Source organism: Malaciobacter sp. (genome assembly GCF_055140965.1).
Genome location: NZ_JBSRRO010000019.1, coordinates 1 through 11,408, shown reverse-complemented (window position 1 = coordinate 11,408; position 11,408 = coordinate 1). Strand labels below are relative to the sequence as shown.

The window sequence follows — 11,408 nt, the reverse complement described above, 5'->3', positions numbered from 1 at the left end:
TATATCGTTTGAAGCTTTAAGAGTACTAACTTTAATTTTGATATAATTTTTTTTCAAGGAGAAAGATATGATTGAGTTAAGTAATTTATATATGTTTATAATTGCCTCATTTTTATTATGTATTGCCCCAGGACCTGATAATATTTATGTATTAACCCAAGGTATGACAAAATCAAAAAAAGCAGCAATTATTACAACACTAGGACTTTGTACAGGGCTTATTATTCATACAAGTGCAGCAGCTTTTGGTATCTCTATGATTTTTAAGACTTCACAAATAGCTTTTGATATTGTAAAGTATTTAGGCGTAGCATATTTGCTTTATATTGCATATCAAGTATATAAACATAGAAATGAACCATTAAATCTTGATACAAAAGCTTCAAAAAAAGATTTGAAAGCTTTATATTTTAAAGGCTTTTTAATGAATATTTTAAATCCAAAAGTATCAATATTTTTCTTAGCATTTTTACCTCAATTTGTAAGTGTTCAAAATGGAAATATACCTTTACAAATGATAATTTTAGGTTTAATTTTTATGGCTTTAACTATTATTGTTTTCTCTTTAATTGGAGTTGCAGGGAATCTTTTAAGTGAAAAACTTTTAAATAATCCAAAAATAGTAAAATATATGAATATCTTAACCTCATTTGTATTAATAAGTTTAGGGGTAAAACTAGCACTTTCTCAAAGATAGTGACACTTAAGTGATAGCTATCTATCAACATTATTATGGTAAAATAAAAATATGAAAATATTATTTTTAATTATGACCTCTTTTTTATTGCTAAACTGTAAAGAGTTAATTTTACCTATAAAATCAGATATAAAATATGATTTACAAAAAGCACTTTTAGGTAAAAAACTCTTTTTTGATAAAAGATTAAGTAAAGACAATACAATTTCATGTGCTTCATGTCATGATGTTGATAATGGAGGGGATGATAATAGGGATTTTTCTATTGGAGTTGATGATAAAAAAGGTAGTATAAACTCTCCTACAGTTTTTAATTCACGATATAATCTTGCACAATTTTGGGATGGAAGAGCAAAAGATTTAAAAGAGCAAGTAAGTGGACCAATACACAATCCAGTAGAGATGGGTTCATCTTTAGAAGAGATAATAAAAAAACTAGAAAATGATAAATATTATAAAAAACAGTTTGCATTAGTATATAAAAATGGTTTTACAAAGGATAATTTAGTTGATGCAATTTCTGAGTTTGAAAGTGCTTTAGTAACTCCTGATTCAAGATTTGATTTATATTTAAAAGGTGATAAATCTGCTTTAAGTGAAGATGAGATTGAGGGGTATAGGCTATTTAAAAAAAATGGTTGTATTTCCTGTCATAATGGAATAAACATTGGTGGTAATTTATTTCAAAAAATGGGTATTTTAAAAGAGTATAAATCAAAAGTAGGAAATTTAGGAAGATATGAAGTTACTAAAGATATTGAAGATAAAAGTTATTTTAAAGTTCCAACATTAAGAAATATAAATAAAACATCTCCTTATTTTCATGATGCTTCTGCAAAAAATTTGCATGATGCAGTTTCAATAATGATGGAGTATCAATTAGGCATGAAAGCAAATAAACAAGAGATAGAAAAAATAGTAAAATTTCTAAAAACATTAGATGGAAAAAGACCAAAAATATTGGATAAGAAATGAAAAAAGTTTTAATTATTATATTTGTGTTTATATCTCTTATTTTTTCACTAGTTTATACAACAGATCATTCAAACAAGAAAATAGAAGATTTTTTTAAAATGCAAAAAAATATCTCTTATTTGATTTCTATAAATAAAAATTTTGATATTTTTATGTCAAGTAGCATCTCTTATAATAACTTTGATGTTATTCAAAAAGATATATTTAAAATAAAAGATATATTATCTCAAATAAAAAAAAGTAACTATTTTGATAAAGAATTAATAGCTTTTAAAAGTGATTTTTTACAAATTGATGATTTATTTAAAAAAAAGATAAAAACTATTGAGAAACTAAAATCTACTAGTGCTGTTTTAAATAACTCATATAGATATATCCAAACAATTTATGAAAAGCTTGATAATAAAGTTTTTAATACAATTTATACAAGAATTATAGGATTAGAGTTTAATAGTGAGATTGATATAAAAAAACTTCAAAATCAAGTAAATAGTTTTAAAGTTAAAGATGATACTGAAAAAATATTTCTTGTCCATGCAAAAAATATTTTACAATATTTCGAAAAATTTCAAAAGCAAAAACAAGATATAGAGCTTTTAAGTTTAAACAAAAAATTAGATGAGTTTGAGAAAAAATTCAATGAATACTCAAATGTATTCATAAAAGATATAAAAACTGTTTTATGGAGTATTATTATACTTTTATCAAGTAGTTTAGTACTGTTTTTATTTTATTATACAAAAATAGCTTATCAAAAAATTCAATTAAATAGATTTAAACAAGCAGTTGAAAATAGTGATAATATTATTATGACAACTGATTATCATCAAAAAATAAAATATGTAAATGAAAACTTCATTAGACATACTGGATATACCTATAAAGATGTTATTGGTAAAAAAGCCTCTATTTTAAAATCAGGACTTAATAGTAAGAAATTTTATAAAGATTTGAATAAAACTATTTATAGTGGTAAAAGATGGTATGGTGAGTTTGTAAATAAAATAAAAGATGGTAAATTAAGTTATGAAAAAACCTCTATTTCTCCTATTTTTGATGAAAAAGGTAAAATTATTGAGTTTTTAGCTATTAAACTTGATGTTACAAAAGAAAAAAATATAGAAAAAGAGCTTAAAGAAAAAGAACACTTATTATCACAACAATCAAAAATGATAGCACTTCATGAAATGCTTGATAGCATTGCTCATCAATGGAGACAGCCCCTTTCTACTATATCAACAGCAGCAAGTGGAATGAGATTGAATAAAGAGTTTGATTCTTTAGATGATAAAACTTTTTATAAACTGATTGATTCAATAGTTGATAATACATTGTATTTATCAAAAACAATAGATAGTTTTAAAACATTTTTTAAGACAAACCATGAAAATACACTTTTTAATATAAAAAATAGTGTTAATAAAGTACTTGATTTGATTGGATATAAATTCAATGAAAATAAAGTAGAGTTTATTTCAAATATCAAAGAGTTAAATATTGAAGGTTTAGAGCATGAACTTATTCAATCTTTAGTAAATCTTTTTAATAATTCTCAAGATGCAATTGCTAAAAATCTTAATAAAGATGATGAAAAATTTATCTTTTTAGATGTTTATGATGATAATGAAAATGTAGTAATAAAAATAAAAGATAATGCTAAAGGTATTGATGATGAAATTATTGATAAAATTTTTGAACCATATTTTACTACAAAACATAAAAGTCAAGGAACAGGTATTGGTTTATATATGACTTATGAAATAATTTCAAAACATTTCTATGGTACAATAGAAGTTAATAATAGCACTTATATGTATAAAGATAAAGAGTACACAGGTGCTTTATTTACAATAACAATACCAAGTAAAAAAGATGATAGAAATAAATAATCTAAAAGTTTTATATGTAGAAGATGATGAATTAGCAAGAGAAAATGGAGTTGAACTTTTACAAAACCATTTTGATACTATTTATGAAGCAAGTGATGGGCTTGAAGCACTAAGTTTATATAAAAAATATAATCCTGATATAATAATAACAGATATCCAAATGCCAAAGATTGATGGCTTAGAATTAATTAGTCGCATTAGAAAAGAAGATAAAAAAACGCAAGCTATTATTACAAGTGCATATAGCACAAAAGAGTATTTATTAAAAGCTGTTGAGCTTCACTTAGTAAAGTACTTAATAAAACCAATAAAGCATGATGAACTTTTACAAGCTTTGCAAGATTGTATTGATACTTTAAAAAGTAACAATTCAAATATTATACAAATTTGCGATAATATTAGTTTCGATACTTTTAATAAAACTTTGACAAAAGATAAAGAGCTTGTAAAGTTAAGAGCAAAAGAGATACTACTTTTAGAATTATTAATAAAAAATCAAAATAGATATGTGACTTATCAAGAAATTGAAAATTATGTTTGGGCAGATGATGTTATGAGTAAAGATGCTTTAAAAACTTTAGTAAGAAGATTAAAAGCTCATTTTTGTTGTAATAGCATTTCAAATCTTTCAGGTGTTGGCTACAAAATTGATGTTTGATATAAATATAGTTTTAGCATATGGAGTAACCTTTGGAATACTTTTGATGAGTATTTTATTTACTGCAATTAGATATGTTTATTTAAAAGAGCTATTCTATTTAGCATATTGTTTAATGCAGATCTTTTCCCTTGCATATATAGTTATATATAGTCAATTTTTTGAAATTCCACCAATTTTTAAAGAGATATCACTAGGTTTTGCGACTATATTTGCAATAATATTTGCATTTGCTTTTTTTAAAGTTGAATTTATTCCAATATTTAAAAGCATAAAAGAACTAATGATTTTTACCGCTTTTTTGATTTTTGTTTTAGCAACGGTTTTTTATCATTATATGTTATTTGAGTATTTACCTTATTCTGTTGTCTATTTTTTACTATTTTTATCGGTAATTTTTAATATAAAAGATGGTGTAAAACCTACATTGATTTATGTTGTAGGTTGGTCTTTTGTGTGCTTATTTTTATATATTATTCAATTTAAAACTCTTTATGTAAGAAGTGGTTATGTGGATTTAGTTCTTGTTGCATTTGCTATTGAAGCAATTTTATTTACTTTTAGTCTAGCAAATAAGCAAAAAGAGTTAAAAAATCAAAATATAAACTATGAAAATATGTTATTACATCAAAGCAGATTAGCAAAATCAGGAGCTATGATAGGTAATATTGCTCATCAATGGAGACAACCTTTAAACAACTTGTCATATATTTTTATGAATATAAAAACAAGATTTGAAAATGGTAAATTAAAACAAGACTATTTTGATCAAAAGTTTATGCAAGCAAATGAACAATTACAGTTTATGTCAAAAACAATTGATGATTTTAAAGATTTTTATACACCATCAAAGAATAAAGAGGATTTTTTAGTAAAAGAGTCTATAAATAAAGCTTTGACTATTTTAAATGCAAGTTTAAAACAGCAAAGAGTAGATTTAACTCTTACTTTTCATACAAGTGAAGTATCAAAAATCTATGGTATTTCAAATGAATTCTCTCAAGTTATATTAACCTTGATAAAAAATAGTATTGAGGCTTTATCAAACCAAGAGTATCCCAAAATTGATATTAATGTCTACTCAAATCACTCAAGCTTAATAGTTAAAGTAAGAGATAATGGAGCAGGTATTTCTAAAAAAGAGCTACCTAAACTTTTTAAACCTTATTTTACTACAAAAGAAGATGGCTTTGGTATTGGACTTTATTTGGTTAAGACTATTATAGAAGATAGCTTTAAAGGAACTATTGAAGCTAAGCCTTTAGAAAAAGGCTTAGAGTTTATAATAACTATTGAGAAAAGCTTTTAAAAGTTATATTTTAATTGAAAGAAGTAGTTTCTTTCAGGTGCTGGTCTATAAGTTGTTTTACCATTTCTTGTTGATTGATATTCGTTATACTCTTTATTTAAAAGGTTATTAACTCCTGTTACAAAACTAAGTTGTGAGTTAAACTCATAATTTAACGATAAGTTTGCAATACTATATGATGGAACTTTTACTTTTTCTTTATCATAACTACTTCCAAAATATTGATAATCAAGATAAGTACTTAGTTTTGAGTTTATATAATAATTCATAGAAAAGACAAATTTATTTTTTGATACATATGGAATATCATCTCCTTTATCCTCACCTTTTGTAATTTCGGCATTGATAAAACTATATGATTGATTAAATGTTAAGTTATTTGTTGGATATTGTTCTAAAAATAACTCTACTCCATATCTTTTTGTTTCATCTATATTCTCCCAATTAAAACTTCTATCACTATGCATATTTCTCATAATCTCATTATTTGAAATTGAATAAAAGTTTGTAAGTGTAATATAACTGCCAAATATAAAATCTCTTATTCCTATTTCATATGTATCATAATCTTCAGATTTTATATTATTTACTTCATACTCTAAAGGAGTAACTGATGTTTTATCATATCTTTTATAAGGAGTTGGAGAGATAAAACCCTTTTCATATTTAAAATAGATATTTCCATCATCACTATATTTTGAGTTTAGGACAAACTCATAAGCATCATTGTTTGCTTTTGTATTTCCATTAATTGTATTTTCAGTATTTTGCATAGTATAACTTGCATACTCTTTTCTATATCCAATCATACTATTAACATACTCATTGAAGTTATATTTACCAATAAGAAATAAAGAGTTTGTCTCTTTTTGTACTTTTGTAATATTCTCTTCACCCCTTTGGGCTTTCATCTTTTCATAATCATACCCAGATACAAGATAGCCTTTTTCAAAAGGAACTTTAAACTTAAATTTTAATCCTTTATTTTTATCAATTCTATCTTTCATTGTAAGTTTTTGATAAAAACTTAATGTCTCTAAAGAGAAGTTTTTTTGAGCTAAAGTATATTTTAAATCATATTTTCGTTTTCTACTAATATACTCAGAATATTGAGTTATTTCAGAATCATGTATTCCTAAAGGTGCTTGTTTTCTATCTTCTTTTAATTGCTCTTTTGTTAATTGATTTTTTGCAACTACTAATTCACTTTTTGCATAACTAGCATTTAGTATAAGCTCTTGATTATCAGAAATATCAAATTTTAAAGATGCATTTGCAGATAGTTTGTCATCTTTTGTTCCATTTGTATATCCTTTTTTATTTAGCTTTTGAAAGCTAGTATCTAAAAATATATTTTCACTAATACCTTTTGATAAATTTGCTTGATACTCTTTATGGTTGTATGAAGCATATTTTGCAGTTAAATAACCGTGGAACTCTTTATTTTTACTAGCTTTAGTTGTAATTATATTTACAACCCCTCCTCTTGTACCAGAACCATATAAAACTGAACCTCCACCAGGAATTATCTCTATTCTTTCTATATTATTTATATCAACTGTATCAAGAGATGCTCCAACATGTGTTTGATCTAGTGAGTTTATACTAACACCATCTACTAATATTAACACAGAGCTTGAAGCTTTATCTCCTTGTCCTCTAATATCAATTTGATCTCCATGAACACTTTTTGATGATATTGATACCCCAGGTGATCTTTTTAGGATATCTTTAATATTTGAAAAACCTTTATTTTGTATATCTTCTTTTGTAATAATTGATATATTTTTTACTGTATCTACGATTTTTTCTTCAAATCCTGCTGAACTTACAACTACATCATCAAGTCTTGTTGTTGAGTTTGCATTTAATACTGATATTGCTATAAAGCTTAAATAAAAGCATTTTTTTATCATTTTCTTCCTTTTTTAAATAATAGTAATCCTGTAATACTAAACATCAATAATGATGCACTAGCTATTAAAAATATGATTTTAAAAAACAATCCAAAAAATTCTCCACTATGAATTGGTAACATACTAGCAATAACTTTTTCTCCAACTCTTTTATCTTCATACTTTTTGTGATTTAATATCTTGTTTTTTTCTACACTTATTGTAACTGTATTAAATGCCTTATGATGGGCTGACTCTTTTTTTAGATAACTTACTAAAAAGTTATCACTCTTTCTTATTTTTCTTATAGTTAAAACTTCATAATCTTTAATATTTTTATTAAATAGATCTAAAACAATCATAGTTTTATTTAAATCAAGAGAGTTATATACTCTTTTTTTATTACCTGTTTTATGAGCAAATTTTGGAATTTGAACATCTGTTAGTTTGTATATTGCATTTTTGTACCACTCATATGACCAAAAAAGACCACTTAAACTCATGATTAAAAATGCCAATAAAAAGTATATACCAAATACAGTATGTAGCTTGTAATATAATCTTTTTCCTTTTGCTAAAAAGTTTATTTTCATTGCTGATTTAATATTATACTTTAATGGTTTGTAGTATAAATATAATCCTGATAAACTAAGTATTATCAATATAATTGTTGAAATAGCAACAATATTTTTACCTATAATTCCAATCATTAAATCTTTATGTAAGTATCTATTTACTAAAAAAAATGTTCTTGCATTTAAACTTGTAGTAATTTCACCTGTATATGGATTTATATAATATAAAACCTTTTTTTTGCTTGTGGCACCTTCTTTGGGAGGTGTTACTAAAACAAAAGCTTTTTTGGGATCTGAATAGACTCTTATTGCTAAAACTTTTAAATTATGTTCTTTTTGTATTTTTTGAATTAAAAGTTTTTTATCAATTGCTATTTTGTTTTCATAATTGATATTGTAAACTTTTGGATTTAAAAATTCAGTTATATCTTTTTCAAAAGATAAAAATGCACCTGTAATTCCAATTATAGATAAAAATAGCACACTTACTATTCCAAGCATAGAGTGAATTTTTTTCCACGTTTTTTTCATATTTCTCCTTTGTTATTGGAAGTGTAACAAAGAAGTGTGAAGCAAGTATGAAATTGATAATTATTATTTATACCAATTTAGTAAGAAAGATATTTCATATTTATCTAATCTGCTTGCTTTAATACAGATATTAAAATCATTGCAAAGTTTTTTTACTAAATTTAAACCAATTCCAAAGCCCTCATTACTACTATTAATCTTATAATATCTTTCAAATAATTGCTCTAAGTTTAAAGGTAGTTTATTGTTTGTATGGTTTGTGATTTTAAAGTAATTATCTTTTAATTCAATTTTAATTGTGCTATTATTTTTTGAGTGTTTGATTGCATTTGATATTAAATTATCTATAATTTTAATTAGTTTTGTTTTATCAATACTTATTTTACTTTTACTTATGCTTTTGATTAATGTAAGACTATTATTTTCCAACAATGGTGTAAAAAATGTTATTCTTTGTTCTAAAAGCTTATCAAATTCAACTAGTTCTATTTTATGTTTTGAATTAAAATGAATATCTGTTAAATCTTCATATATACTATTTAATGAGTTTGTTGCAGTTTTTATATTATTTACTCTTTTATTATTTTTATCTGTAAGCATATTAGTTTGCATAGTTTCAATACTCATATTTATTATACTCAATGGAGCTTTTATTTCATGGGTAGTCTCTTTTAAAAAGTTATCCATAACTTTAATATTCTCTTCTAAAGGTTTTATTAAAATTTTAATTAAAATATATGCTATAAAAGAACTAAAAATTAAGATAATAAATACAAGAAAAAAAAGTTTTTTCTTGTATTGCTCAAGTTGATTTAGATTATTTGTTCCTTTAAGTATTATTTGAACATTTTTTAAACTCTTGTCTAAATTTGTATAGTAATAAATCCACTCTTTATCATAGAAAAATCCTCTTTTATTAGGTAGTTTTATACTCTTTAAATCAAAATTACAATAGATCTTTTTATTTTTTATAAATACGCAACTTTGTATATTATCTTTTGATGTTAAAGTTTTAAGCTCTTTTGTATCATGTGTATTAATTAAATTTATTAAAAATCTCTTGTATTCACGAATTGATTGTTGGGATTTATCATATATCTCATTCTCTTTCCATGTAATTACTATAAAAAAGATTGAAAGTAAAAAAAATAGTGTACTAATTAGGTATATTGATAAAATCTTTAATATCACTTTTTTTGTATTATTCAGCAAAAATATATCCTTGAGCTCTTTGATTAATAATCTTATCTTTTCCAAGAAGTTTTCTTATTGTTTTTATATATGCTCTTAAACTTAAAAAACTTGGTTCTTCATACTCCCATAATTCATTAAATATATAATCAATAGATAAAAGTCTATTTTTATTCTCTAAAAAAAGTACTAAAAGCTTTGTCTCTTTTTTTGAAATAGGATAGATTTTTTTATTTTTATAAACAATATTTGATTCATAATCAAATATAATTTCATCACGAAGCTTGATAATTTTTTTTGTTTTCTTATCTTTTGTTAGATGATTTGCTCTTATTAAAAGCTCTTTTAGCTCATAAGGCTTTTTCAAATAGTCACTACACCCTACTTTAAACCCTTTTTCTATATCTTCCATAGCATTTAAAGATGTGGTAAAAATTGTAGGAGTCTTTAAGTTTGATTCTTTTAACTCTTTTAGTAACTCAAAACCATCTCCATCTTCTATTTTTACATCAAATATCCATAAATCAAAATCATGTTCAAATGCTAAATTAAGTGCTTCATTATAAGAACTACAAGAGTAAGTATAATAATTATTATCATTAAAAAACTCTGCTATCATTTCTTGTAGGATTAAATCATCCTCTACTAGTAATAGTTTTTTCATTTTTTCCTAGGTATTTTATTTTTTCTTTAAAGCTTCATATGCAACTAATATTTTTTTTCTTTCAATTCCCCATCTATATCCAGTCATAGCACCAGATTTTCCTAAAACTCTATGACAAGGTATTAAATATCCAACAGGATTTGATCCAATTGCATTTGCAACGGCTCTTACTGCTTTTGGGTTCTCTAAATATTTTGCAACCTCTTGATATGTAGTAATTGATCCATCTGGAATATTAATCAAAGCTTTCCATACATTTATTTGGAAATTAGTCCCTTTTAAATAAAGACTAAATCTTTTATCTTTTTTTATAAATATACTATCTAAAACCTCAGTTGCTTTTTTATTATCTTCAATCAAATCAGCTTTTGCCCATATTTGTTTAAATCTTTTATATACATCTTCTTTATTTGTATCATAAAAACCTAAAAAACATATCCCTCTTTTTGTTAGTGCAATTAAGGCATTTCCAAAAGGTGTATATCCATAACCATATGTTATTTGAACATTTTGACCTAACTGTTTATACTCTTTTGGTGTAACCCCAATTACATTAACAAACAAATCATGCAATCTACTTGGACTTGATAGTCCTAAATCCAATGAACTTTCTAATATTGATGGTGATTCTTTTAAATGTTCTTTTGCATAATTTAATGTAATTGATTGTAAAAATTGAATAGGTGTAACACCAACGTACTCTTTAAATACTCTAATAAAGTGGTATTTACTCATACCAATATATTCAGCAATTGTATCAATACTTGGTTGTTCTTTAAAGTTTTCATCAATAAATTTTATTGCTTTTACGATTTTATTGTAGTTTTCATTTTGTAAATATAGTTTATCTTCGCTCATCTTATATCTTATAAAAAAAGGTTTAAGTGGGAAGTATACCACTTAAACCTTAAATAAGTACAAGAAATTATTAGTAAGTAGATTGAGAATAAATAACAAAATTAGAAGCAAGAGCTTCAAGTTCTTTGTTTATATCATCTTGAAGTTTTGTGTTTTCAATGTCATC

Annotated in this window: 10 protein-coding genes; 5 read left to right on the top strand and 5 right to left on the bottom strand. The window is 24.3% G+C overall.

Going from position 1 to position 11,408, the window contains the following annotated elements:
* Window positions 1–67: 67 nt before the first annotated feature.
* The 5 genes from ACTCCZ_RS07070 to ACTCCZ_RS07050 are packed head-to-tail and all read left to right on the top strand — an operon-like array spanning window position 68 to window position 5,528.
* Window positions 68–697 (top strand): LysE family translocator, encoded by a 630-nt coding sequence (locus ACTCCZ_RS07070; RefSeq protein WP_079580142.1) that lies wholly within the window; start codon window positions 68–70, stop codon window positions 695–697.
* A gap of 51 nt (window positions 698–748) precedes the next feature.
* Complete coding sequence (locus tag ACTCCZ_RS07065) at window positions 749–1,672, top strand: cytochrome-c peroxidase (RefSeq protein WP_079580141.1); 924 nt, start codon at window positions 749–751, stop codon at window positions 1,670–1,672.
* Window positions 1,669–3,561, top strand: a complete 1,893-nt coding sequence (locus ACTCCZ_RS07060; RefSeq protein ID WP_079580140.1) for a PAS domain-containing sensor histidine kinase — start codon at window positions 1,669–1,671, stop codon at window positions 3,559–3,561. The genes ACTCCZ_RS07065 and ACTCCZ_RS07060 overlap by 4 nt, the downstream gene beginning before the upstream one ends.
* Complete coding sequence (locus ACTCCZ_RS07055; RefSeq protein WP_079580139.1) at window positions 3,545–4,219, top strand: response regulator; 675 nt, start codon at window positions 3,545–3,547, stop codon at window positions 4,217–4,219. The genes ACTCCZ_RS07060 and ACTCCZ_RS07055 overlap by 17 nt, the downstream gene beginning before the upstream one ends.
* Window positions 4,212–5,528, top strand: coding sequence for a sensor histidine kinase (locus tag ACTCCZ_RS07050; RefSeq protein ID WP_079580138.1), 1,317 nt, complete (start codon window positions 4,212–4,214; stop codon window positions 5,526–5,528). The genes ACTCCZ_RS07055 and ACTCCZ_RS07050 overlap by 8 nt, the downstream gene beginning before the upstream one ends.
* Here the strand turns inward: ACTCCZ_RS07050 and ACTCCZ_RS07045 are convergent.
* The 5 genes from ACTCCZ_RS07045 to ACTCCZ_RS07025 all read right to left on the bottom strand — a co-directional run bounded on the left by ACTCCZ_RS07045 (window position 5,525) and on the right by ACTCCZ_RS07025 (window position 11,242).
* Entirely contained in the window at window positions 5,525–7,444 is a 1,920-nt protein-coding gene (locus tag ACTCCZ_RS07045; RefSeq protein WP_079580137.1) for a TonB-dependent receptor, read from the bottom strand. The genes ACTCCZ_RS07050 and ACTCCZ_RS07045 overlap by 4 nt on opposite strands.
* Window positions 7,441–8,529 carry a PepSY-associated TM helix domain-containing protein gene (locus ACTCCZ_RS07040; RefSeq protein ID WP_079580136.1) on the bottom strand — a complete coding sequence of 363 codons (1,089 nt, stop codon included), beginning with the start codon at window positions 8,527–8,529 and terminating at the stop codon, window positions 7,441–7,443. Before ACTCCZ_RS07040 ends, ACTCCZ_RS07045 begins: the two co-directional genes overlap by 4 nt.
* A gap of 63 nt (window positions 8,530–8,592) precedes the next feature.
* Window positions 8,593–9,741 carry a sensor histidine kinase gene (locus ACTCCZ_RS07035; RefSeq protein WP_079580135.1) on the bottom strand — a complete coding sequence of 383 codons (1,149 nt, stop codon included), beginning with the start codon at window positions 9,739–9,741 and terminating at the stop codon, window positions 8,593–8,595.
* On the bottom strand, window positions 9,731–10,384 hold the full coding sequence (locus ACTCCZ_RS07030) for a response regulator transcription factor (protein ID WP_079580134.1): 654 nt from the start codon (window positions 10,382–10,384) through the stop codon (window positions 9,731–9,733). Before ACTCCZ_RS07030 ends, ACTCCZ_RS07035 begins: the two co-directional genes overlap by 11 nt.
* A gap of 15 nt (window positions 10,385–10,399) precedes the next feature.
* Window positions 10,400–11,242: a bifunctional helix-turn-helix domain-containing protein/methylated-DNA--[protein]-cysteine S-methyltransferase gene (locus tag ACTCCZ_RS07025; RefSeq protein ID WP_079580133.1), complete on the bottom strand. Its 843-nt coding sequence runs from the start codon at window positions 11,240–11,242 to the stop codon at window positions 10,400–10,402.
* Window positions 11,243–11,408: the final 166 nt, after the last annotated feature.

Excerpts from the sequence above, each read along its gene's own strand:
- ACTCCZ_RS07030 (WP_079580134.1), bottom strand. The coding sequence starts at position 10,384 with ATGAAAAAACTATTACTAGTAGAGGATGATTTAATCCTACAAGAAATG.
- ACTCCZ_RS07065 (WP_079580141.1), top strand. The coding sequence starts at position 749 with ATGAAAATATTATTTTTAATTATGACCTCTTTTTTATTGCTAAACTGT.
- ACTCCZ_RS07025 (WP_079580133.1), bottom strand. The coding sequence starts at position 11,242 with ATGAGCGAAGATAAACTATATTTACAAAATGAAAACTACAATAAAATC.
- ACTCCZ_RS07050 (WP_079580138.1), top strand. The coding sequence starts at position 4,212 with ATGTTTGATATAAATATAGTTTTAGCATATGGAGTAACCTTTGGAATA.
- ACTCCZ_RS07040 (WP_079580136.1), bottom strand. The coding sequence starts at position 8,529 with ATGAAAAAAACGTGGAAAAAAATTCACTCTATGCTTGGAATAGTAAGT.
- ACTCCZ_RS07070 (WP_079580142.1), top strand. The coding sequence starts at position 68 with ATGATTGAGTTAAGTAATTTATATATGTTTATAATTGCCTCATTTTTA.
- ACTCCZ_RS07045 (WP_079580137.1), bottom strand. The coding sequence starts at position 7,444 with ATGATAAAAAAATGCTTTTATTTAAGCTTTATAGCAATATCAGTATTA.
- ACTCCZ_RS07055 (WP_079580139.1), top strand. The coding sequence starts at position 3,545 with ATGATAGAAATAAATAATCTAAAAGTTTTATATGTAGAAGATGATGAA.
- ACTCCZ_RS07060 (WP_079580140.1), top strand. The coding sequence starts at position 1,669 with ATGAAAAAAGTTTTAATTATTATATTTGTGTTTATATCTCTTATTTTT.